The 22,771-nt window shown below is 51.5% G+C and carries 19 protein-coding genes; 11 read left to right on the forward strand and 8 right to left on the reverse strand.

Translation table 11 applies throughout. From position 1 onward, the window contains the following. Positions 1-134 precede the first annotated feature (134 nt). The 3 genes from galT to galE all read right to left on the reverse strand — a co-directional run bounded on the left by galT (position 135) and on the right by galE (position 3,921). Positions 135-1,637: a UDP-glucose--hexose-1-phosphate uridylyltransferase gene (galT, locus tag ACYVSB_RS09400; RefSeq protein WP_125597838.1), complete on the reverse strand. Its 1,503-nt coding sequence runs from the start codon at positions 1,635-1,637 to the stop codon at positions 135-137. A 73-nt stretch (positions 1,638-1,710) separates the two neighbouring features. Then, positions 1,711-2,898 carry a galactokinase gene (locus ACYVSB_RS09405; protein ID WP_125597835.1) on the reverse strand — a complete coding sequence of 396 codons (1,188 nt, stop codon included), beginning with the start codon at positions 2,896-2,898 and terminating at the stop codon, positions 1,711-1,713. Between the two features lie 30 nt (positions 2,899-2,928). Then, positions 2,929-3,921 carry a UDP-glucose 4-epimerase GalE gene (gene galE, locus ACYVSB_RS09410; protein WP_125597832.1) on the reverse strand — a complete coding sequence of 331 codons (993 nt, stop codon included), beginning with the start codon at positions 3,919-3,921 and terminating at the stop codon, positions 2,929-2,931. A 386-nt stretch (positions 3,922-4,307) separates the two neighbouring features. On the opposite strand from galE, the gene ACYVSB_RS09415 reads away from it, so the two are divergent. The 10 genes from ACYVSB_RS09415 to ACYVSB_RS09460 all read left to right on the forward strand — a co-directional run bounded on the left by ACYVSB_RS09415 (position 4,308) and on the right by ACYVSB_RS09460 (position 16,523). Further along, on the forward strand, positions 4,308-5,300 hold the full coding sequence (locus ACYVSB_RS09415) for a LacI family DNA-binding transcriptional regulator (protein WP_125597829.1): 993 nt from the start codon (positions 4,308-4,310) through the stop codon (positions 5,298-5,300). Between the two features lie 343 nt (positions 5,301-5,643). After that, entirely contained in the window at positions 5,644-6,090 is a 447-nt protein-coding gene (locus ACYVSB_RS09420) for a hypothetical protein (protein WP_461219205.1), read from the forward strand. A gap of 15 nt (positions 6,091-6,105) precedes the next feature. Further along, positions 6,106-6,696 (forward strand): WxL domain-containing protein, encoded by a 591-nt coding sequence (locus ACYVSB_RS09425; protein WP_125597823.1) that lies wholly within the window; start codon positions 6,106-6,108, stop codon positions 6,694-6,696. Positions 6,697-6,797: 101 nt separating this feature from the next. After that, a complete protein-coding gene (locus tag ACYVSB_RS09430; protein WP_164511094.1) occupies positions 6,798-7,397 on the forward strand; it encodes a WxL domain-containing protein in 600 nt (199 codons plus the stop codon). A gap of 48 nt (positions 7,398-7,445) precedes the next feature. Beyond that, positions 7,446-8,129, forward strand: coding sequence for a WxL domain-containing protein (locus tag ACYVSB_RS09435; protein ID WP_461219206.1), 684 nt, complete (start codon positions 7,446-7,448; stop codon positions 8,127-8,129). Between the two features lie 95 nt (positions 8,130-8,224). After that, positions 8,225-9,292, forward strand: a complete 1,068-nt coding sequence (locus ACYVSB_RS09440) for a DUF916 and DUF3324 domain-containing protein (RefSeq protein WP_461219207.1) — start codon at positions 8,225-8,227, stop codon at positions 9,290-9,292. Positions 9,293-9,311: 19 nt separating this feature from the next. Next, positions 9,312-11,594 (forward strand): WxL domain-containing protein, encoded by a 2,283-nt coding sequence (locus ACYVSB_RS09445; RefSeq protein WP_461219208.1) that lies wholly within the window; start codon positions 9,312-9,314, stop codon positions 11,592-11,594. A gap of 736 nt (positions 11,595-12,330) precedes the next feature. Continuing rightward, the gene (locus ACYVSB_RS09450; RefSeq protein ID WP_125597805.1) at positions 12,331-13,008 is read left to right on the forward strand and encodes a WxL domain-containing protein; all 678 of its coding nucleotides are present in this window, start codon (positions 12,331-12,333) and stop codon (positions 13,006-13,008) included. Positions 13,009-13,517: 509 nt separating this feature from the next. Beyond that, positions 13,518-15,752 carry an L-type lectin family protein gene (locus ACYVSB_RS09455; RefSeq protein WP_461219209.1) on the forward strand — a complete coding sequence of 745 codons (2,235 nt, stop codon included), beginning with the start codon at positions 13,518-13,520 and terminating at the stop codon, positions 15,750-15,752. Between the two features lie 168 nt (positions 15,753-15,920). Continuing rightward, positions 15,921-16,523, forward strand: coding sequence for a WxL domain-containing protein (locus tag ACYVSB_RS09460; RefSeq protein ID WP_461219210.1), 603 nt, complete (start codon positions 15,921-15,923; stop codon positions 16,521-16,523). A 279-nt stretch (positions 16,524-16,802) separates the two neighbouring features. Here the strand turns inward: ACYVSB_RS09460 and rbsK are convergent, their stop codons facing one another. The 3 genes from rbsK to ACYVSB_RS09475 all read right to left on the reverse strand — a co-directional run bounded on the left by rbsK (position 16,803) and on the right by ACYVSB_RS09475 (position 19,625). After that, the gene (rbsK, locus tag ACYVSB_RS09465; RefSeq protein WP_461219235.1) at positions 16,803-17,723 is read right to left on the reverse strand and encodes a ribokinase; all 921 of its coding nucleotides are present in this window, start codon (positions 17,721-17,723) and stop codon (positions 16,803-16,805) included. 130 nt (positions 17,724-17,853) lie between these two features. Beyond that, positions 17,854-18,498, reverse strand: coding sequence for a ribulose-phosphate 3-epimerase (rpe, locus tag ACYVSB_RS09470; RefSeq protein ID WP_461219211.1), 645 nt, complete (start codon positions 18,496-18,498; stop codon positions 17,854-17,856). 104 nt (positions 18,499-18,602) lie between these two features. Beyond that, entirely contained in the window at positions 18,603-19,625 is a 1,023-nt protein-coding gene (locus ACYVSB_RS09475; protein WP_461219212.1) for a YeiH family protein, read from the reverse strand. A gap of 364 nt (positions 19,626-19,989) precedes the next feature. Between ACYVSB_RS09475 and ACYVSB_RS09480 the strand changes: the two genes are divergently transcribed. Continuing rightward, positions 19,990-20,877: a LysR family transcriptional regulator gene (locus tag ACYVSB_RS09480; protein WP_461219213.1), complete on the forward strand. Its 888-nt coding sequence runs from the start codon at positions 19,990-19,992 to the stop codon at positions 20,875-20,877. 90 nt (positions 20,878-20,967) lie between these two features. Here ACYVSB_RS09480 and ACYVSB_RS09485 read toward each other — a convergent pair whose 3' ends face one another. Beyond that, a complete protein-coding gene (locus ACYVSB_RS09485; RefSeq protein ID WP_461219214.1) occupies positions 20,968-21,960 on the reverse strand; it encodes an electron transfer flavoprotein subunit alpha/FixB family protein in 993 nt (330 codons plus the stop codon). Next, entirely contained in the window at positions 21,960-22,760 is an 801-nt protein-coding gene (locus ACYVSB_RS09490) for an electron transfer flavoprotein subunit beta/FixA family protein (RefSeq protein WP_461219215.1), read from the reverse strand. Before ACYVSB_RS09490 ends, ACYVSB_RS09485 begins: the two co-directional genes overlap by 1 nt. Between the last annotated feature and the right edge of the window lie 11 nt (positions 22,761-22,771).

Consider the following 22,771-nt stretch of genomic DNA (forward strand, 5'->3'; position numbering starts at 1 on the left):
AATTAGTTAATCCGCAACAACTACCTGAGTTAGTTGCAATTGAGACTGATCCAAGTAGACAAAACCCACAACGCAGATTTCCACGCGTTGTGGGTTTTTGTGTACACTTATTGAGTTCTTGCATTTTCTCTAATCTATTGACTGATCACGCTCTGGATAAACTGGTCGAAAGCGGCTTGGCCACTGGTGGTGCGCTTGAAGACCCCGGCATCGGCCAGCACGCGCGCGAACACGCGGCCAACTTCTGTGCGCACGATTTGTTCCACGTTGTCGGCAGTCAGATCATCACCATATTTGGCTTGGAGCTCATCCGCCCAAGCCTGGTGGTAAGCGGCGATTTCGTTGGTCTGTCCCAGCAGATAACGCTGCACTTCTTGCAATTCTGTTAATAAGCGCGCCGGCAGGATTGCCAGTCCCATCACTTCGATCAAGCCGATATTTTCCCGTTTGATGTGTTGCACATCTTGATGGGGATGGAAAATACCATCGGGATATTGCGCGGAAGTTTGATTGTCCCGCAACACCAGATCCAGTTGGTAAGCGCCATCCTTGGTTTGCCGGGCGATTGGGGTGATGGTGTGGTGCTGCGTGCCATCCGCGTCATGCGCCTTGATTTCCTGGCTCGGATCAGAATACTGCCGCCAAGCCGCCAAAATCGCGCTGGCAGCGTTGATCAGACTGGCCTGATTCTTTCCTGAAAGACGCAAGACCGACATCGGCCACTTGACCACACCGAAATCAACATCGGGAAACTCCGGCCAAATAAATGAGCGCTCCACCGGCGCCTGCGCCATGGCGAAACTGTGGCGCCCGCCTTGATAATGTTCGTGGCTCAACATCGACCCACCGACGATCGGTAGATCCGCATTACTCCCTGCGAAATAATGGGGGAATAACGAAATGATCGAGAACAAGTTAGCGAAGGTTTGCCGAGAAATATGCATCGGCTCGTGTTTCCCATCCAAGAAAATGCAATGTTCATTGAAATAGGCGTAAGGCGAATACTGGAAGCCCCAGGTTTTGCCCGCCATATCGAAGCGAATGACCCGATGATTGCTGCGCGCTGGGTAATCTAACCGCCCCAGATAACCCTCGTTTTCCAAACATAATTGACAGGCGGGATAGGTTGCCGGCGCCATTTTGGCAGCGGCGGCGATGGCCTTGGGATCTTTCTCCGGCTTCGACAAGTTGATCGTGATCTCCAGATCGCCATACTCGGTCGCGACGGTATACTTGATGTTCTTAGCGATCTGCGCGGTTTTGACATAGTCGTTGATGGTCGACAGTTGATAGAAATACTGCGTCGCCGCCGTCGCTGACTGTTGTTCGTGCAGCTGCCAGAAGCGCTGATTGACCGCGCTAGGCAGTGGCGTCAGGAAATCCATCAGTTGCGCGACCAGAATATCCCGTTCGGGCAAAGTCGTCCCGATCGCGCCGCGTTTGATCGCGAAATCAACCAAACCGTTGGCCAACGCAATCGGTTCATCGGCCGCGTCGCCCACGACCTGTTGCGGATCAGTGCCACCAACCAAGGTCAAAATATGGTTCTGCAAATAAACCCGATCTAGGTCTTGGTACTGTGAATTATATTTGAGGACCCAGTTTAGAAAAGCGGGGATCAAATTTGTTTCTGCCATAACTGTCAAAACTCCCATTCCATCAAAGTCATTCTCAACACTGATCGGGGTTCGCCCCCGACCCTGGGCCACTTTATTCGATCACTAATTCAGCCTGTGCGATTTTGTGCGGACCATCGGCGATCTGGGCAACGTAGAAACTAGCAGCATAACCGATCGTTTCGGCGTAAACGGCCCCGACCTTCTCAATGAACGCTGGGATTTGATCACGTTGAACCAACGCGATCGCGCAGCCGCCAAAGCCCGCGCCGGTCATCCGTGCGCCCAAAACACCTGGTTGTTGCCAAGCAGTGTGGACCAAAGTATCCAATTCAGTGCCCGTCACTTCATAATCATATTCCAGTGAAACGTGGGACGCGTTCAATAACCGACCAAATTCCGCTAAATCATGATGACTCAAGGCTTGCGCCGCGCGAACTGTCCGCTGGTTTTCCCAAACGGCGTGGCGCGCCCGCTTCAACAGCACTTCGTCGTCGATTGCGTAACAATATTCATCGAACTTGGCCGTATCCAAATCGCCTAACGAGTCGATCGCCACCACCTGTTGCAGTTGCGCCAAGGCCGCTTCACATTCTGCCCGCCGCTGGTTGTATTTACTATCGCTCAACGTCCGCGGCTTGTTGGTATTCATAATGACGATCCGCTGTTCTGGCAAGTCCAGGGGGTAATAGTCGTACGCCAAACTGTTGGTGTCCAGGAAAATCGCCTGATCTTTCCGGCCCATGCCAATGGCAAATTGATCCATAATGCCGGAATTGACCCCGATATATTGATTTTCAACTTGTTGACCTAACTTGATCAGATCCAGTTGGGAAATACCCAATTGATAAACATCATTAATGATCGCGCCGGTCAATAACTCGATCGAGCTGGAAGATGACAAACCAGAAGCCGCGGGCAAATTACCATAGAAGTAAATATCCAAGCCATGCGCAAACGTGTGTCCTGCCTGTGTTAACAGGGCAAATTCACCTTTAACAAAGTTGGTCCAACCATCAGCCTTCGCAAAAGCCAAGTTGCCCAAATCAATGACCCGAACGGCCTCTTGTTTGAAATTCGCGGAGTAAAGGTGCAAGGTCCGATCAGTCCGGGGTGCCACTGCCGCGTAGGTGCCTAAGCTGATCGCCGCCGGGAATACATGACCGCCATTATAGTCAGTATGCTCGCCGATCAAATTGATGCGGCCGGGCGCGAAGTAATTGGCCGCAGCCTCCGTGCTGAAAACACGGGTAAAATCTTGATTGATCTCTGATAATTTCATTCTTATTCTCCTCGAGTGGATAGAACCCCACTATTTATCGGCGTAGCCTTCTGGATGACTTTGCGTCCAAGTCCAGGCCGTCGCAATGATTTTCTCAATGTCATCGTATTTCGGCGCCCAGTGCAACACTTTCCGCGCTTTCTCTGATGATGCGATCAAGGTGCTTGGGTCCCCAGGACGACGCGCCGCGATTTCGTAAGGAATGGGTGCGCCGGTTACAGCCCGCGCCGCCTTCACGATCTCCAAGTTGGAGAACCCGGTCGCCGAGCCTAAGTTGAAGGCATTGGATTCATGCCCTGCCTGCAAATAATCCAGAGCCAAAATATGAGCGTCCGCCAAATCCATGACATGAACATAGTCACGAACGTTGGTGCCATCTGGTGTGGGATAGTCGCCGCCGAAGATTTGTAACTTAGCCCGTTTGCCACTGGCCACTTGCAACACAATGGGGATCAAGTGCGTTTCCGGATGGTGATCTTCACCGATCGAGCCATCTGCTTTGGCCCCAGCCACATTAAAGTAGCGCAAGGCCACCCAGCGCAACCCGTTGGCCACATCTGCCCAGTGGGCGAATTTCTCCATGACCAGCTTACTTTCACCGTATGGATTCGTGGGGATCTGAGGTGTTTCTTCGGTGATCGGCATTTCCTTCGCTTCACCGAACGTTGCAGCGGTCGACGAGAAGACCAGTTGTTTCACATCATGAGCGATCATCGTTTCCAATAAAACAATAAAGCCGTAATCATTGTTGTCGAAATATTTCAATGGTTGTGCCATTGATTCGGCGACTAATGAATTGGCGGCGAAATGGACCACGCCAGTGATTTCTTCTTGGTCAAAGACCCGGTTCAAGAAAGCCCGATCACGCAAATCACCTTCATAGAAGCGAGACTTCGCATTGACCGCGGCCCGATGTCCGGTCAATAGGTTGTCAACCACTACCACATCTTGTCCCTGTTCGATCAAGCGATCCGTTGTGTGTGAACCGATATAGCCAGCTCCACCAGTTACCATAATTGCCATTATCAATCACCTCATGTTTTTTAGTAAAACAAAATACTTTTAGTAAATATCCTTACTCTTGTTATACCATTCTCACCCTTCGCTGTCAATCAAAATCCCGCCTTTTCACCAGGTCCTTCGCCTGACAGCCAAGCAAGTCCCAACGCAACCACCCGTTGACTTCGCGCCAGTGATCGTCGTGCTGGTTCGCCACAATTCTGCGCAAGCTTTCTCAGTAAGCGATCCGGAATTTTTTTGCGGGAGACATGGCCAGTCATCGAGCCGCGCCAACGCAAGATTTAGTAAATAAAAGGCGGGTTGGCAACCGCCTGGTGTAAGTAGTATTTGAAAAATTTAGTAAATAATCATATAATTAAGTTGAATATTTAGTTTGAAGAGGTAACAATATGGCAACGATCAAAGATATTGCCGTTCGGGCACATGTTTCCCCAGCCACCGTTTCGCGGGTCTTGAATTATGACCAAGATCTGGCCGTTACTGACGAAACGAAGAAGCGGGTTTTCGCCGCGGCTGAGGCACTCAACTATGCCAAGAAGAAACGGCGCGTCGAGAAAGCACCACCTAAAATCGCTTTGTTGACCTGGTACAACGAGCAAGAGGAACTGAATGATATCTATTATTTGTCGATCCGCTTGGGCGCCGAGGAGAAGATCCAGGCGGCTGGCTATGCGGTGCAACAATTCACCCGGGAGCAGAGTTTGCCCAATGCCAAAGATTTCGCTGGCATGATCGCCATCGGGAAGTTCAGCCCCAAACAGATCACGGCGATTCAAGCGACTGGTCTCACCACGATCTTCGTGGACTTCAACACCTTGAATTTCGGTTTCGACAGCGTCACCCCCAACCTCCATTACCCCGTCAAGAAAATCATCGAACATTTTCTGGCGCTGGACATTAAGGATATTGGGATGATCGCCGGTGAAGAATTGACCAGTGATCATCAATTGAAGCTGACCGATCAACGCTTGAACACTTTCCGCAATATCATGCGCGACCACAAGCTACTGCGCCCCGATTTCGTGTTGACGGGGCCTTTTAGCGTTGAATCTGGACACAAGTTGATGCAAAAGGCGATCACCGAACTGGGGCCGCAACTCCCCCACGCCTTCTTCGCGGCCAATGACGCCCTGGCGATCGGCGCCCTTCATGCGCTCCAAGAAGCCCAGATCAGCGTGCCTGAACGCGTGAGCATCATCGGTTTCAACGACACCACCATCGCCCGCTATTTCAGTCCCCAAGTCAGTTCCGTCCAAGTTGACACGAAACTAATGGGCCAAAAAAGTGTCGAACTGTTACTGGACCGTCTGGAAACCGACCGCGAAACCCCGATCAATTTGAACGTGGGCACCAAACTGATCTTGCGCGCTAGTTCACGCTGAACAAACGATCACGAAAACTCACGCATAAAGTCCACTCAAGCAACCGGCCACTCCGAATCACGGAGTGGCCGGTTTTTTGTTTGGGCGATTACTATGATCCATTAGGTGTCACCGAGGTAACTGCATAAAATCGATTAAAGCAGACCAATATCTTTCAGCAAAACAATAAAGCGCTTTTTCATCACAAATAATTCACCACTGGACAAGGAATGACCGCATGAATTCGATTTTCGAAATCAATTTACGAATAGTCACTAAAAGTGAATTTTACGTGTATTTTTTGAGAATTTATGATATGGTAAATTTATAGAATAGGATTCAGCACATTGTAGGAGGGGGTCGTGTGCGAAAAAGAAATTTTGTGCTTTTATTTTTGTTTCTTTGTTGGGGGATTTTCACGAGCGCTGGACAGGTTAGCCAAGCTGACGTGACCAGCAGTCAATATGATATTTCAATCACGGCGAAGGATGATCTAGGTGGCGGGGGCCCGACTGATCCGACTGATCCAACAGATCCGTCCGATCCCGGTGATCCATCCGATCCATCTGACCCGTCTGATCCAGCCGACCCATCTGATCCGTCTGATCCCAGCGACCCAGCCGACCCTAGTCAGCCTGGCGCCAACGATCAGGACGATACCAGTGGTCAGAATGATTGGATCGACATTATTTTGCCGCAGACCAGTGAGCAACGCCAACGAGCAGTTTTGTTTTGGGGAATGATTTTGATTGTTTTGTTGCTGATTATCATTGGCCGCGAACTTCGTCAACGTCGCCACCCCGAACGATGAACAGGGGGGATCGACATGCATGCAAATAAACTAATTGTTTGGACTGGCGCGCTCTTGTTAGGGCTCGGTCTCCAAAGCAGCGCCAGTGTTCTAGCAGAAGTGGCTCCGGACGGCCAATCGGGTATCTCAACGGCGACGATCGGTCTCTACTTGGATCCCAATGCCACAATTATTTTGCGCCAAGTGCCCGATTATGATTTCGAAGCACAGAAACTCAGCTCCCTGGGCGCCACCTACCAAGCCCACGAGGTCAAGGGTGCCTTGATCGTGGAAAACCCAGGGGTTCCAGTGGGCTGGCAAGTAAAAGTCCGCGCCAGTGATTTCCAAACAGCGGCGCCAACGCCGCAAACTTTGAAAGGCGCGTCATTAGCTTTAGGCGCGGGTACGGTCACACCAAACAACGACATTACTCGCAATCCAACTAGTCAAGCGGTCACCGTTAACCAGGCGGATTCCGTGATTTTGAGCGCGGAGGTCAATTCTGGTATTGGCGTTTTCCAATTGGATCATCCACTGGAACAGGTGCAACTGACCATTCCACCAGGAAATCTAGCAGGTGATTATACCGCGGAACTCACGTGGACTTTAGAAAGTTCACCGAATTAAGGCAACATCAGACCATTTTTTTATGATTCAGCCGGTCACGACGCTTAGGGGAGTGTCGCGGCTGATGACGACTGGACGCACGAATTATGGAGGGAAGCATCATGAAATTTAATAAAACATTGACGACACTCAGCACGCTTATGCTTGCTTTGTCGTTTAGTGCCAGCACATTGGTAAGCGCTGAAGACACATCGCCAAAAACATCAACGGCGAATACTACATTGACGTTCGATGATACTGGAGGCGATAGCCAGATCACGCTGGACACGGTCCCATATTTCGATTTTGGGACACAAATGATCACCGGTAAACCAATCACTGTCGCTGATATTGTTGGCGACCCATTATTACAAGTCACCAACCGTGGCGGCGCCGCTGGTTGGGGGGTCACCGTCGCGATCAGCGAATTCGCTGACGTGACGACACCGACGACTAAATTAGTCGGTCCTGTGCTAACCTTTACCGCGGCTACACCAGCTGATAATAGTGGCGGCGGCGCGAATACTGCGGTAGCCGCAACTGGCGTGATCAACGATGCCGCAAAATCTGTTTTCTACGCGCCAGCTGGTGCCGGAATCGGGATCAATACGGATGAAATCACCGCTAAATTAGAGATTCCCGCGAACAACGTCGCAGGTGAGTATAAAGCAGAGCTAACTTGGACCTTGACCGATGTTCCAAATCCGCTACCACAACCATAATCAACCCATCGCTAGTGTTCCAAGCAAGCTTGAAAGGGGGCGTGGCCGATGCGCAAACGTTGGAGAAGCTTGATCTTACTGGGTTTGTTGGCAGCTCTCCTGATTAATGAGCGCCCGGTCCAAGGTGATACCTTGACCGGCGAGGCCAAGATTCCGTTGATCAGCGAGGCCACGACCGATCCGGTCGCGCCCCGCGATCCGCAAGATCCTGATCTGCCCTACCCTGGCGATGAGCTAGATCCCGCTAATCAGGGCACGGGTTCCACGGAAGTTTTGTCGCTGGATTATGCCAGTAATTTACATTTCGCCAAACAAACCGCCGCGAACAAGGTCAGCGCTCAGCTCTTGAATGCCAAGGCCATGGTGCAGGTCACCGATCAACGCGGCAGCGGAACTGGCTGGGTGCTGCAACTGAAGCCAGAATTTCTCGTCGGTCAACAAACCGGCGCAATCTTGCAAAGTGGATTATTGGACTTCAAAGGTCTAACGACGTTGAAAACCACCAGCGATAATGTTAGTCCGGCGCCTCAGTTAGTCACGGACCAGATCTATCTTGGTGACTATGTCAACTTAGTGCGAGCCAGCTCGCAACAGGGACGAGGTATTTGGGTTCTAGGCTTAGGGAATGACGCCACGACACCGGCGAAATTAACCTTGGCGCTACCAGCAAAAGTCGCCAGCGATCATTACGTGGGCACTTTGAACTGGTCGTTATTAGACGCGCCAAATTGATCTGCTAGCGCAAAGTGGCCGTCACTGGTACTTTGCGTTTTTTATGGTAAATTAAAGGTTGAACATCAATCACTCGGGGAATGTGAGGAATTGCAATGAAGAAGTTGAACAAATTTTGGCTCGGCCTAGGTCTGGCCTTGGCAGCAATGATGGGAATCGCGGGGCAGCACCCATCAACGGCGCGGGCGGAGAGCTTGAAGTACAACGTGGGCGCGATCTTGCCGAACAACCAAATGCCCAACAGCAAGGTCACTTATTTCGATTTGCTGGTCAAGCCAGACACGGAGCAAACGTTGCAAGTGCGGATCAACAATCAGGATAGCCAGGCCCACGACTACACCGTGGAAACCAACCGCGCCGGCACCAACCGCAATGGCGTGATCGACTATAGCAACCACGGCGCCAAGCCGGATAAATCCTTGAAACACAATATTGAGGATCTGGTCTCGGCGAAGCAAAATGTCACGGTCCCGGCCAAATCTTCGGCCACCGTTGCAATCAAGTTGAAAAGCCCGGCGGAAACTTTCTCCGGCGTGATCCTTGGTGGCATCCGCATCGCCCAGAAAACCGCTGAACAAAGCGAAAGCAAGAAAGGCGTGACCATTACCAACCAATTCGCTTACGTGATCGGTCTGCAATTGCATAGCGACCAAACGGCAGTCAAACCAGATCTACACCTATTGAAAGTCAGTCCGAAACAATTCAACTATCGCAATTACATCACCGCCACCTTGCAAAATAACCGCGCCACGATCATGAGGGATTTCGCGGTCGACACCTACATCACCAAGCGCGGTCAAAAGAAGAAATACGTCACCATGAAGAAAGACGGCATGGCGATGGCACCTAACAGTAACTTCACCTTACCGATCGGCAACGAAAGCTACCGCCTAGAACCTGGCAAATACACCTTATATTTGAAGGCAACCGCCGACAACAAGAAGTACAAATGGAACTTCAAGAAAGACTTCGTGGTCACTGATAGCGAAGCGAATAAACTCAACAAGGAATCCGTCGATGAACCAGCCAAGCCAAATTACACCATCTGGCTGATCCTGATCGGCGTGGTCATTATCCTACTGCTCGTCTTCTTGATCATCCTGCTGCTCCGGCGCAAGAAGAAAGACGACGAAGAACCAACAAACAAGACAGAGCCGAAATAGCCGATGAGGGGGGATCAGCTTGAAACGACTTCACAACAAACTAACCCACCGCCTACTCACACTGATCACCAGCGCCGCGCTCCTCGCTGGCGCCTTGCCATGGGGGGCAACCGGGCGGATCGTGCAGGCGGACGCATTTACTACGGCACCACAAGGCATCAAACTCGATAACTTATTTGTTCCCGGAACCTTCTCCGAAAACAGTGCCAAAATATTAAGTGGCAAAACCACCGTACCCAACACCGACGTGGTTCAAATCACAGATGCCAAAAAACAAAAAGGTGCGGTCTGGTCAACCGCAATAAATAAGTTTGACCTCACCAAAGATCAAACCGCCACCATGTGGTTAAACTTCGGCACGCAAGCAGCCCCGGCAGACGGAATGGCCTTGGTACTCCAAAACGATGCCAGGGGTACTGGCGCCATCAGCAGTAGTAATCAGGGACAATCGCTTGGTGTCTATGGTGAAGATAAGAATGATGGCAGTCAAAAAACTACGAAAGATTCCGCCATTCAGCATAGTTGGGCTTTGGAATTTGATAGTTATGTGAATAATGCGAATAATCCAGTTTACTCACTTGTTGGCCTCAAATTTGATAAAGGTTCATCCTTTGATTACTACAAGGACGGAATCAGTAAACCAAATATAAAGACTCCTCATATTGCCTATAACTGGCCAGCGCAAGGACCTTCGTCCCATACTCCTGAGACCCTCACTTACACGACGATCTGGCCAGGGTCGAGTTCCATTGACATCATGACCCAGACTCATTTTAGTGTTCTTAATAACATCACCTCTACTATGTTCTCATCCGGAAACTGGTATCATCTCACCTTGGATTGGAATGCCAGTACAAAGAAGATGACATATACTTTCAATGATAAAAACCCCACCGACGGAAGCCCTAGAACAGGTGAAAAGGCTACGACTACTGAATTTCCACTCGATGAAGTGTTCGGCAAGGACATTAGGGCAGTCACTTGGGGTTTCACCGGCTCCACGGGTCCCAATAACTTTCAAAACAGCATGGTGATCTTCGAATCAATTCCAAACTTGGTCGAAGGTAATGCTGCCGTGACCATCAGAAACCTAACGCAACAAAGCGCGGTAATTACTGGCTCCAGAGTCACGCCTGGCGACCGGTTGGAATATACGTTTACCCTAAATCGCACCGGCGGCAACCAGGATTGGGCAGATATTATTGGCTCGCTGAAATTACCTGATGACGAAATCGTTGATCTGATTGCTGACGCTGGTAAAATTGTTTACGCGGATCCCAATCTTCCCGATCAAGTGCTCAAGGAGGTTGAGACCGTCGATGATCTTTACAAAATTGAGCTGGATCACCCACTGACCGCTGACAATCCTTGGGCTAAGATCGTTTTGGCCGGTCCGGCGATCAACGCGACCACCAAAGCAATCACGGTCGCTAGCCAAACAAGCCAATTTGCCGGTTCCTACTTGGTGACCAATGCCACTTCGCCGCAATTCACGATTTTGGACAACAAGCCTTTGGTGGTCACTCGTCAAGAAGTCACAAATCAGAATGACCCGATTGCGATCAAGCAAGGCGCTGCAACCCCGGTCCCGAAGTTTGTGACCCACTACAATGACGCTGCCGGTAAACCGATGGTGGCTACCAATAGTAACTTCACCGTGACCGCAACCTTGACCAATAACAATAACGCCAGTGACACGCAGCAACTAACGTCGACTTGGACCAATGGAAGCGCCGCTCAGGATGGGCTATTCACCCTAGCCTTCCCAGACAAATTCTCTGATAATACGGGGAATTATACCCTGAAGGTCAAAGTCACCGATAAAACTGGTCATACCGCCATGTCCGAAGATATCCTGGTGCAAGTTACTGGCATCCTCGAGCTGCTCGTCGAGAAGAACAGTTCCTTTACCCAATCGCAGTTGACCGGAGCGACCATGCTGATCGGTCGGAATGACGATTGGGGCGTCACAGTTCACGACACCCGTGGCACAGGCTCCGGCTGGCAACTAAGCGCCGCCGCGTCACCGCTCACCCCAGTCAGTAAAACAGTGAATACGACTGCTGGCAGTTTGGTTTTCAGCCGTGATGGCACCTCCGAGGAACTATTACCAACTGATCCCAATCAGCCCATGCCGATCGCCGCGAAAAAAGCATCGACCAATTTGGTCAAAGAAGAAACGACCAACATTACCGATGCTTGGACTGAAGCCACTGGGATCAAAGCACGAATCAGCTCCAGCGCTGTCGGTGGCAGCTATCAGAGTGTGATCACTTGGACGCTTACAGATGGGCCGAGTTAATTGCTACCGAAGTTGAGGTTGCTAGCAGAACTTGTGCGCACGGACCTCAACCATGGCTTTCAAGTCCAACTTCGATGACAACTTGCAACCACAACGTACGATCTCGCAATGCAATCACAACCTATTGCCAGACCCATTCTGAGTCTGACTCACAGCACTTCGTACCAGCACAGAGAAGCCATCCTCTGTGCTGGTTTTTTAAATTTGAAAAAGTGAGTGGCTCCTACTCTGCGTCCAAATGGGTCGGCTTACCGTGAGCGCGCAACTGATCATCTGTGAAATTGGTTGGCAGTCTGAGTGTCCGTTCACGAAATAGCCCCTTGTCGAAGTCGAAATCGATCAATGAATACTGAGATAAAAAAATATACGTAAATGTCTTAATTTATGTATACGATTTTGTTACGAAGAAATCGATTCATTGACCATAGTATCAGCACTAATCATATATAGTTCACACTTAATTCGTATTTAGGACACAATTACCCGGGCATCAGTTTTGAATAAAAATTTTTTGCAAAAAGTGAACTAATTATGACTTTTTTACGTTCATTTTCTAAAGTTATATGATATGGTATAGATAGTTAAGAAACAGCAATCATCGTTTTTGGAAAGTTAGTTGGTTTCGATCATTTTCACACCATGAGATCATCGGGGAAATCAAATCGTGAGCGTTCGGACCGACAACTAAATTTTTTTATTCGTAAGGTATAGGACAAGAAAATAGGGGGATTCAAAAATGAAATTCAATAAAGCAATAGCTCTTTTAACCGTATTAGCATTAGGTACTGTTTCCGTTGGTGTCGTCAAAGCAGACGATCTTACTGATGAGAAAAACACGACTACAGCGGGAGTTGAACTCATAGTTGGTGGTGGCGTTCAGTTAACAACAGCGCCAAGTTTGGATTTCGGTACATGGCCTCTGACTGGTAAGGCGCTGGACCTTCCAGCAAACACAGCGGATCCAATCACTGTGGTAAACCCGGGTTTAGCTGATGGTTGGACGGTTTTCACTTCAATCACACCATTTACGACCACTCCAGCGGAGGGCGAAACAGCCAAGGAATTGAAGGGCGCGCTGCTTACATTTGGGAAGCCAGCCATCGCCAACGCTGAGGAATCGGCAGACGCCAACGCTGGCGTCACCGCACCAGATTCATTTACCTTCACCGGCGATCTGGCACCAATTTTCACAGCTATCGCTGGATCAGGTATCGGAACCTATACGGCGACCTACAACAACGAAAAAGTGATTACGCTGGCCATTCCTTCAACCGCAACACCTGGCAATTACAGTGCGACGATGAACTGGAGCTTGAGTAACGCTCCTGATGGATCAGAGCCAGAGACAGCACCTGCTGGCGATGAGAATGGCGTCGAAGAAGAGTCCAACCCGACTCAAACACTCGTTGAATAACCCGGCGCATAAGCAACCTAATTTGTTTTTAACTGGCGGTTCTCGGCTGCGTTTTGTTACTCCCATAACTTAGACAAGCACGAATCGTCATTAAAATAGCATAACCCATATTAAAGCAGCGTTCGGATGAGCGCTGCTTTTTTGGTGTCCGGTTTTCCAGCCTGCCGGTTTCTAAATTCGGCGCGCAATCGCCGCCTAACACAATCACACAAAGTCATCTTCCCTTTTGGCTGATCTGCGGGACAAACCAGTCTCAGTATTTGCATATTATTTGGATAATTATTAGCTTAATTTTTCATTAGCAAATTGCCGTTCTCTAAGCTGATTGCTAATGGTGTCCGCCCGAATAGCTTGATATAGACGCTTTTTAGATAACTATAACTCATCAAGCAGAAAAAATATTTCCTGCAAAATTATTTACAGGCCTAGTCCGATTATGTATAATTTCAATTGCTGCTGAAATAGTAGCCGCGCTGATGACGATGATAGATTGAAAGGAGATGTCGGTCATGTTCAAAAATAACCAACGCCGTTCTTGGCTGCTGGGCTTCATCTTGATCCTGGTACTTTGGGGACTCTTGCTCTTAAGGTCGCGACCTGAGCGGGTGGTTCTCGGCGCTGAAAAAGCGATTACGCCAACGATGCCAACCGGGACCGATCTCAGTCGGATCTTGATCAGTGATAGCGCGCGAACTTTCAGCAACAACAGCGCCCGGGTCACGGCCCGACCTGATAATACGAGTCTGATCACCCTGACCAGTGTCACGCAACAAACTGGGGCGGTGTGGGCCGCTGATGGCGCCTACTTCGATCTTAACCGGGAAACGCATTTAGGCTTTTGGATGCGGAACACGAATTACTCCAATTATCCCGGCGAGGGTTTCGCTTTTGTGCTTCAGAACGATACGCGCGGCAGTCAGGCCATCACCAGTTTCATGAACAAGCCGGTACTTGGCGGTGAGAGCCTGGGCGTGTGGGCCGCCGATCTAGCGAGTAACCAGACGGAGCCGCAATTGCTGGCCTTATCGGCGATCCAGCGGAGTTGGGCCTTAGAATTCGATAGTCATGGTAATCTGGCCAATGGGTCAGGCGCTCCCGGTAAAGGGAATTCGTTCGACTTAGGTACCGCGGGTAGTAGCCGGTCGCATCACATTGCCGCCAATTATCCCAGCCGTCAGGAGACTTATCTGCAGCGGATCCATCGCCCGTGGTTCTCGGCCAATCAGTATTATTACACGATGAACCATGGTGATCTCTTGGTGGAGAAGCCGAACTTGACCAGTCCCGATTGGCAACATGTGAGTCTGATCTGGGATCCGGAAACGCAGATGATGACCTTTTCTTGGGATGACCGCGATCCGCAAACCGGGGCGCTGAAGCCATCCTTCAAAAGCCAGGCCGTGCCCCTAGATCAGTCGGTGTTCGCCAGTGGCAATGGTCGGGTGCGTTGGGGCTTTACCGCGACCACCTCGTCCAGTAATTACGAACGAACCGAATTGATCCTCGATCGCGTCCCTGGTGGCGTGCGCGGGTTCGTCCGCAGCGAGTTGTTCAACGAGACACGCCAGGAACAAGTCCGCAACAACGCGTCCGTGCATACCGGCGATTTACTGACGGCAACCTATCGTTTGGATTACCTGCCGAGTTTGTTGCCCTGGGAACAAATCGACATCAACATCGATCTACCGAAGCAAACTCATTTCATGGCGGGGGGCGAGATCAAGCACGCCAATGGCAAGACCCGCCCGCTCAATGCACAATGGCTCCAAAAGGAACCTAAAACCGGCGAACAATGGTTGGCGTTCCACTTGATTGAACCTTTGACCCCCGATAATTATCAAGTGGAGATCAAGGTCAAACTGCAAGCCGACCAGTATCGCAGTGGTTTCTCGGTCGCGCCGGCGTTGGCGGCTTTCAACACCCCCCATTTACGGCTGAACACCGCTACCCCGCGTTATGAACTTGATCCCAAACGTTTGATCACGACGACCGATGATGCCGCGCTGGAGTACTACGTTTCCCAGAATGACCCCCTGCCAAAGATCCACGGCGAGTTCAGTTATACGACCGCGCTCACGCCCAAGGAACCGCTAGCCATCGAAAACAGCGATTTTGCGATCAAGCGAACCTTGAATGGCCAACTTCTTTCCTACGAGCCTGTCAGTACCCTGTCCCAACAAAACGGCCGGTTCCAATTGGCCAACGAAGCGCTGAACACCAGTCAGCTACACCCCGGGGTCAATGAGTTCACTTATTGTTTGGTGGATAAGTTCGCCAACCACAGCAATGTCAAAACAATCAAGATCATTCTGATGTCAGGGCAATTGCGGTTCGGCACGATCGCGGAAAATGTCGCCTTCGCAGACGCCCAAGTCACCGGGAGCAAGCAGTTGATTGCACGGCGACCAGATTGGGAAATCGAAGTTTTCGACGATCGGCAACAAGGCGACCGGGTGACTGCGTGGCAATTGCTGGCGCAAGCAACACCTTTGAAACAGGCGGATGGTCGGGTTTTGGCGGGGGAAATGGTTTACGTGGAGGGACTAGACCAACAAAGTCTGGACGCCCCCTTGATCGTTGCCCAGAAGAACATCACCGACCTCCGGGAAGCCACCAATGTGGTCACCGATCGTTGGCAAGACAACGAAGGCATTCTCTTGAAATTACGGGCCAACGCGATCGCTGGCAACTATTCCGGCAAGATTATCTGGACCTTACAAGATGACCCCAGCCAAGATTCTTAACGTCGACACCGGCAACGAAGATCCACCGAGCAACTTCTTATTATCGCCGGTCGGCACAGCCCAAGCCCCCGATGAACGACACTGGCTAGCGGCCAATGTCGGTTGACGAGGCGGCTGGACCGACCGCGACCAAACATCACTTTTTTTAAGATTCCTGAGGAGGAAAACATGAAAGCTACGAAAACAATCACATTATTAGCCGCTTTGACTTTAGGTATTTTCACAACGAGTGTGGCGACTGCCCACGCCGAAGTTGAGCCGCAAAAATCCGAAACCACTGCCAGCATCAACTTGAAGGAAAACGCCGCTGGGCTGCAATTGACCCAAGCGCCGGATATTTTCTTCGACGAGACCGAGATCACTGGCAAGAAACAAACCGTTAATTCAACCAAAGTTACGCCCACGCTTCAAGTTGTCAACGCTGGGGTCGTGCTACCAGAAGGTTGGTCTGTTTCCGCCGCGCGAAGTGAATTCAAGGACGGCGAGAAAGTCTTGGCCGGCGCGCAATTGGGCTTGGGCACACCGAAGCTTCATGGTGAAAGCAGCGAAGACGCCTTGGCTGCCAATAGCACGGTCAGCGCGCCTGCGAGCTTTGAATTGAATGATTCCGCGGCTAATATTTTCTACGCCACTGACGATAAGGCAATCGGAACCTTCAACGCCAACTATGCGGGCGACGGCGCCACATTAGAATTACCAGCCAACGCTACCGCCGGCGCATACAGCGCGGCCATCACTTGGACCTTGGCCGCTGCTCCCAACGGCAAGTAAGCCTTTGACGGCCAGTTCCTGATCAATCGTTTTACAGTTTTACCGCTTTACTGTTTCAATCATTTTACAGTTTTACCATTTCAATCATTTCAACCGCTTCAATTCCAAAATAAAAAATCTTCCCTCCGCTGACTCGGCCACCAATGGCATCGAGCTGAGCGGAACGGAAGATTTTTTTGCTTGGGGCGCTTGGATTCGGCTTAGGTCTCGTTAGGGCTTGGTTCGGAAGTAATCAGGCCGCAAAATCGGACCAGCTTGGAACGCCTAATAACGTTGCGCCTATTGACCAAACGCTTGGATCGCCGTCGCAGTAGGGATTGATGGGAATGCGCCCAGTGTCTGCACGGTCAACGCCGACGCTTTGCTGGCATAGGTCATCGCCGCCACCAAATTGCTTAGGTCTGGCCGCAATTGCGACACCATCGCGCCAATAAACGTATCCCCAGCCGCGGTGGTATCCACCGCTTTGACTCTAAACGCTGGCACCCGCTGCTCTTGACCGGCGTAAGACAGGAAGGAGCCTTGCTCGCCTAGCGTAATGATCACCGCTTTGACGCCGCGCTGATGGAAATAAGCCGCACTGGCCGTCAACGACGCGGCATCGGTGATTTTGATGCCCGTCAAGCGCGCACTTTCTGTTTCATTTGGCGCGATCACATCGGTCAAGCGCAACAAGTCGTCTTGCGGCTGGTCACTGGCCGGCGCCGGGTTCAAGATCGTGGTCACCCCATGTTCCCGCGCACTGGCGAACGCCGCCAGCGCCGCCGCGACTGGCGTTTCAAACTGCGTGATCACGAAATCCGCCTGTTCAAAAACCGCCTCACTCTGCGCCACCAACGCCGGTGAAACCAGCGCATTGGCCCCAGCGTTGATAATGATCGAGTTCTGACCACCGGCCTGCAACAGAATATAAGCCTGCCCAGTCACCACATCCGCCACTTGAGCCACGTGATCAACATTGATCCCATTGGCAACAAGCTGCTCATGCATCATCCGCCCCTCAGCGTCAGTCCCCACGGCACCAATAAAGGTCGTCGCCGCGCCCGACCGCGCCGCCGCCACCGCCTGATTGGCCCCTTTACCACCAGCGGCCAAATCCAACTGGGTCATCTTGATCGTTTCCCCTGGCTGCGGCAGCTGCGCGATATGCAAGATCCGATCAACGTTGATACTGCCGACTACTGTTACTCGATTCACGATTTTCCATCCTCACTTTAGCAGTGATTTTCTCATTCTGCTTGCTTAGCTATTTCGTAATGACGCGCAAAAACGCGGTCTCAATCGACCACGTTTCGCTGATATTTACTATCTGATTAACCGATCAATCATTTTACAAACTCGACAACGATTTGATCTGTGCGGCAATGTCACCCTTAAACACGTAGGAACCGGCCACTAATACGTTGGCGCCGGCCGTGACACATTGTTGACCGGTGCTGGCGTTGACGCCGCCGTCAACTTCGATGTCGTAATGGTAGTCGTTGTGCTCGCGGATCTGTTTCGCGACGGCGACCTTTTCCACCATCGCTGGCAGGAAGCTCTGGCCACCAAATCCTGGGCTGACGGTCATTACCAACACTTGATCCACCAATGGCAACAAATCGGCATAGGTGCTCAGGGCAATTCCCGGGTCAAAGGCGATCCCCGCTTTTTTGCCCAGGCGGTGGATTTCTTGGATCAGGCGGTAAGGATGGGCAGAGGTTTCCGGATGAAACGTGAGAATATCCGCGCCAGCAGCCGCCACGTCCATGATGACCTGTTCTGGCTGGTCAACCATGATATGACAATCTAAGGTCAGCGCGGTGTGTTGCTTCAATTCGCCGACGATTTTATCGCCGAAATTGATATTCGGAACGTAATGGCCATCCATAATGTCCACGTGTAAGTAACTGGCATCAGTTTGTTCGATGATCTTGATCTGGTCGCCAAGCTTGAATAGGTCGGCGGCAAGTAGTGAAGGTGAAACAATCGGCATAATGATTCCTCCCAAGTAAAGATAGTTGCGCACTATCACCAGCTTATGCCAAGGTACCGGCTAATTGCAAGCGCTTTTTGAAAAAAGAATGGGCGCTGACTTGGTTAGAAGAAGAGTTTACTAACGAGGATCGTGAAGGCGAGCAAGCAAACCGACCCGGTGAGGCAGGCCAGCACGGCTTTGCGCCCGCTGCGCCAGAAGACTTTGAAATTAACGCTGATGCCCAAGGCGGCCATGGCCATGCCGAGAACCAAGTAAGCCAACTTCACTAAACCGGCCAAAACCGCGCTGGATAGCGGCAAAAAAGTCCCGGCAACGGACGCGAGAATAAAGCCCAGCATGAACCAAGGAATCGGTAATTTCCGCGGTGTGGCCGTGGTCCCGCTAGTTTGGCGTTGATACCAGATGCCGATGATCAAGGCCGCTGGCGCCAGTAACAAGACCCGCGACAGTTTCATGATGATCGCGGTATTCAGCGAGACCGGGCCGTTCGCGCCTCCGGTGGCGACGGCGTGCGCGATTTCGTGGAGCGACCCGCCGGCCATGACGCCGAATTGGGTGGGCGTCATGTGCAACAGGGGGCGTAATCCCAGCTCGATCAAGGTGAAGACCGTGCCGAGAATCGCCACGATCGCCACTGCCAACACTTCATCATCATGCTTTTGCGCTTCATCGCCGTCAGCGGCGGGAATCTGCGGCGAGATTCCCATGACCGCCGCCGCGCCACAAATGCCCGTTCCCGAGGCCGCTAGGATCGCTAATTGACGCGAGACGCCAAATTTCCGGGCGAGCCAATAAGTTAGACTGATCGTCCCAGTCACGATCACCAGCGCCACGACAATTGTTTTGATCCCGGCGTGGGCCAGCTCGATCAGGTTCAATTTAAACCCTAACAAAATAATCCCCAAGCGGAGGAATTTATTGGAAATCACCCCGTTACCCGCACGGCTGGCCTGAACGGCGGCCGGCCACACTTGAAAGAGCATGCCGAGGATCAAGGCCAGCACCAAGGCGCCGATCACTGATAAATAAGGTAAACTGCCTAGAAAACTGCCTAATAACGAACAACTTAACGTAATCAGAAAAGCCCAGGCAAAACTTTTCGTTCGTATTGTTTTAAAACTCATCGAACTCCTCCTTTGGAAACGTGTTCGCCACCCCAGCGCTTTCCGCTTAGCTACGTCACTATTCCGGGAGCTAAGACCAGCTCCCAAAACAGTGGCTAGGCTAATGCTCAAGCGCTACCCGGGCTGGCTCTCACTCTGTTTTTTGGAAACGTGCTGCACGCAACTGACTTTTCCGCTTAACTACACCTGGCTTCTGGAAGCCAAACCTGCTTCCAAAAGCCTTGCTAGGCTAATGCTCGAAGTCAACCCGTTGCGCTCCGCACTCTCTTTTTTTGATCGCTTTTTCATGGTATCATAGGCACTAGATAAGTAAAAATTAGTATTTATTAGGTAGGTATAAGATTAACTAATCACGGAGGCCCTAATGCTGGATAAACGCTACCTGACCTTTTATCATTTGAGTCGAAATCTCTCCTTTACCGCAACGGCGGCGGAACTGTTCATCACTCAGCCCGCGGTGTCGCAACAAATCAAATCGCTTGAAGGCGAGTTGCGCTTGCAATTGGTGCAGCGCCAACATGGTCGAATCCAACTAACCGCTGAAGGTCAAGCCTTACAACGTTATGTCCAATTGATCATGACGGAGAATCAACATTTTCTCGCGGCCTTACAGAAATCTGGGCGGCCAACCGCGCTGACCTTAGGCTGCACGCGTTCCCTCAGTCACACACTCTTGCCACCACTGCTACAAGTCCTCAGCCAGAAATACGATCATCTCACGGTCAAACTGGCCAACACCGCGGAGAATTTAGCCGGGTTGCGCAGCGGCACGATTGACCTGAGTTTGATCGAAGGTAATTTCGACGCCACTGAATTTGATGCCTTCTTCCTGCGCAATAGTCCTTTCATCGCCGTGACCGGCGAACAGCGGCTTAGTTCGCCAGCGCAATTCAGTTGGTCGCGTTTGCATCAGGAAACATTATTGGTTCGCGAAGCTGGCTCTGGTAGCCGCGAAATTCTGACCAGCTTTCTGGCCACGCAGAATCAACATCTCAATCAGTTCACGAAGCAGATCGAACTGCCTGATCCGGAGACGATCATCCAAGTTTTGCGAACCGGTGTTGGTTTCAGTTTTCTCTACCGCGAGCTAGTCGCCGCTGATCTGGCGCGCCATACCTTGTGGCCATTGGCGCTCCCTGGCTTCCAGATCAGCCATCCACTTAACTTGGTGTTTCCGAAGAACAGTTTCTTTAAAGCAGAATATCAAGCTTACGCCGACTTGCTGAAGCGAACTTTACCCAACCAGGATTGAGCTTGCGCCCTCAAACAAGTCAATCAGGCAACAAAAAACGTCCAGCGCAATCGCATTTCGCAATTGCATGCTGGACGTTTTTTGGCGCCTTTAGTTTTGCAGGCGCCGATTAAGCGCGGTCAAAAACGGTTGAGCGTCGCCTACGTAGGCGAAATCCGCCGCTGAAAAAATCGCGGCGTGGGCATCCGAATTGACGGCTACCACGGTCTTAGCGTTGGTGATGCCACTAAGAAACTGAACCGCGCCAGAGATCCCGCAACAAAACAGTAATTCTGGCGCCACGGTGGCCCCACTTTGGCCAATTTGATCTGCCACCGTAAATTGGGCATCATCAGTCAACGGTCGGGTCACACCCAGTTGCCCGTTCAAATTATCAGCCAAGTCCCGCGCTGCCGCAATGCTGGCAGCGTCCGCCGCGCCACGACCAATGGCCACGATCCGCTTCGCCTTAGCCAAGCCCGCCTGATCTTGCGGCAGCAGTTGCTCCTTGAGAATTTCGAAATGCGGTACCACTGGCCACGAGAGCTCGGTGATTCGTTGGAAATCCTGACAGATCTGTTCCGGCGCAACTTTTGCCGCGGCAAACGTGTTGGGCCGCGCCGTCGCCATTTGCGGCCGGCGCTTGGGGCAAACGATCTCGCACATAATATTGTCGCCATATGACGGCTTGGTCTGAATCAACAACTCTCCTTCAAAACGGAAGTCCAAACAGTCCGCGGTCAAGCCGGTTTGCAACTTGGCCTGAACGCGAGGCGCCAAGGACCGACCCAACGCCGTCGCTCCGAACAAGAAACTATTCGGCTGATACCGTAGCGCCAAAGTGGCCAAAATACTGGCCAATTCCGCGTCGGCCGCTTGCTGGATCCGCGGATCCGCGACGATCACCACGCGGTCCGGCCCATAAGCAGCCAGTTCTGTCTCCAAATGTTGGTCGGGCGTTTCCAATAAGATCACAACGACCTGGAAATTCGGCGCGATCGACCGCGCTTTGGTGATCAGTTGGCAAACAGTCGGCGCCACCTTGTTGCCGTGCTGTTCCGCAAAAATCCAAACTTCCGGTGTTTTTGTCGTGTCTGTGGTCATCAGCGGGTCATCTCCTGAATTAAATTTTTAGCTTGCAGGGCGGTCAACAAGGTACTGACTGCCTGCTCTGGATCTGGCGGTAACATGGTTGTCTGCTTCGCCTCAACTTGCGGCGCCATGACTTGCCGCACCACAGTTGGCGATCCGGACACTCCGAGCCACGTCAGATCCGCGTCCAGATCCGTTTCTTGCCAAACCGTGATCTCTTGTTGAAAACTAGCCTTGATCTGCCGCGGTTGCAAATAACCCGGCGCGTTCAATTCTTGACTGGCCGTGATCACCGCCGGTAGCGTTAACGCCACGGTTTGAGCCAAGTCGCCGAGCCGCCGTGTGCCCACCAGTCTGTCGCCCGTTAAAGTCAGTTGGCTGGCCAACGTCAATTGGGGCCAGTTCAGGAATTCCGCCACGATCGGTCCGACTTGTCCCGTATCAGCGTCAACTGCTTGGCGTCCGAAGAAGGCCAGGTCCACTGCGCCGATTTGGCGGATCGCTTGGCTTAAGACATAGCCAGTGGCCAGTGTATCCGACCCAGCGAAGGCTCGGGAGCTCAGTAAGATTGCTCGATCCGCGCCCATTGCCAAACCTTCGCGCAAACAATATTCATTATCTTGAGGTCCCATTGATACTAAAATCACCTCGGCGCCAGTTTGGGCTTTCAGGTCCAGCGCCGCCTGCACCGCATTACGGTCAAAGGGGTTGATTTTCCCAGCGAGACCTTGCCGGATCAAATTGTGGGTGACCGGATCAAGTTTGACCCGATTGGTTTCAGGCACCTGTTTCAAACATACAACGATTTTCATACCAAAAGCTC

The sequence above is a fragment of the Lapidilactobacillus salsurivasis genome (assembly GCF_054785215.1).

Bases quoted from the DNA above. Each gene is read 5' to 3' on its own strand.
- galT (WP_125597838.1), bottom strand. From the start codon at position 1,637: ATGGCAGAAACAAATTTGATCCCCGCTTTTCTAAACTGGGTCCTCAAA.
- ACYVSB_RS09405 (WP_125597835.1), bottom strand. From the start codon at position 2,898: ATGAAATTATCAGAGATCAATCAAGATTTTACCCGTGTTTTCAGCACG.
- galE (WP_125597832.1), bottom strand. From the start codon at position 3,921: ATGGCAATTATGGTAACTGGTGGAGCTGGCTATATCGGTTCACACACA.
- ACYVSB_RS09415 (WP_125597829.1), top strand. From the start codon at position 4,308: ATGGCAACGATCAAAGATATTGCCGTTCGGGCACATGTTTCCCCAGCC.
- ACYVSB_RS09425 (WP_125597823.1), top strand. From the start codon at position 6,106: ATGCATGCAAATAAACTAATTGTTTGGACTGGCGCGCTCTTGTTAGGG.
- ACYVSB_RS09430 (WP_164511094.1), top strand. From the start codon at position 6,798: ATGAAATTTAATAAAACATTGACGACACTCAGCACGCTTATGCTTGCT.
- ACYVSB_RS09435 (WP_461219206.1), top strand. From the start codon at position 7,446: ATGCGCAAACGTTGGAGAAGCTTGATCTTACTGGGTTTGTTGGCAGCT.
- ACYVSB_RS09440 (WP_461219207.1), top strand. From the start codon at position 8,225: ATGAAGAAGTTGAACAAATTTTGGCTCGGCCTAGGTCTGGCCTTGGCA.
- ACYVSB_RS09450 (WP_125597805.1), top strand. From the start codon at position 12,331: ATGAAATTCAATAAAGCAATAGCTCTTTTAACCGTATTAGCATTAGGT.
- ACYVSB_RS09455 (WP_461219209.1), top strand. From the start codon at position 13,518: ATGTTCAAAAATAACCAACGCCGTTCTTGGCTGCTGGGCTTCATCTTG.
- ACYVSB_RS09460 (WP_461219210.1), top strand. From the start codon at position 15,921: ATGAAAGCTACGAAAACAATCACATTATTAGCCGCTTTGACTTTAGGT.
- rpe (WP_461219211.1), bottom strand. From the start codon at position 18,498: ATGCCGATTGTTTCACCTTCACTACTTGCCGCCGACCTATTCAAGCTT.
- ACYVSB_RS09475 (WP_461219212.1), bottom strand. From the start codon at position 19,625: ATGAGTTTTAAAACAATACGAACGAAAAGTTTTGCCTGGGCTTTTCTG.
- ACYVSB_RS09480 (WP_461219213.1), top strand. From the start codon at position 19,990: ATGCTGGATAAACGCTACCTGACCTTTTATCATTTGAGTCGAAATCTC.
- ACYVSB_RS09485 (WP_461219214.1), bottom strand. From the start codon at position 21,960: ATGACCACAGACACGACAAAAACACCGGAAGTTTGGATTTTTGCGGAA.
- ACYVSB_RS09490 (WP_461219215.1), bottom strand. From the start codon at position 22,760: ATGAAAATCGTTGTATGTTTGAAACAGGTGCCTGAAACCAATCGGGTC.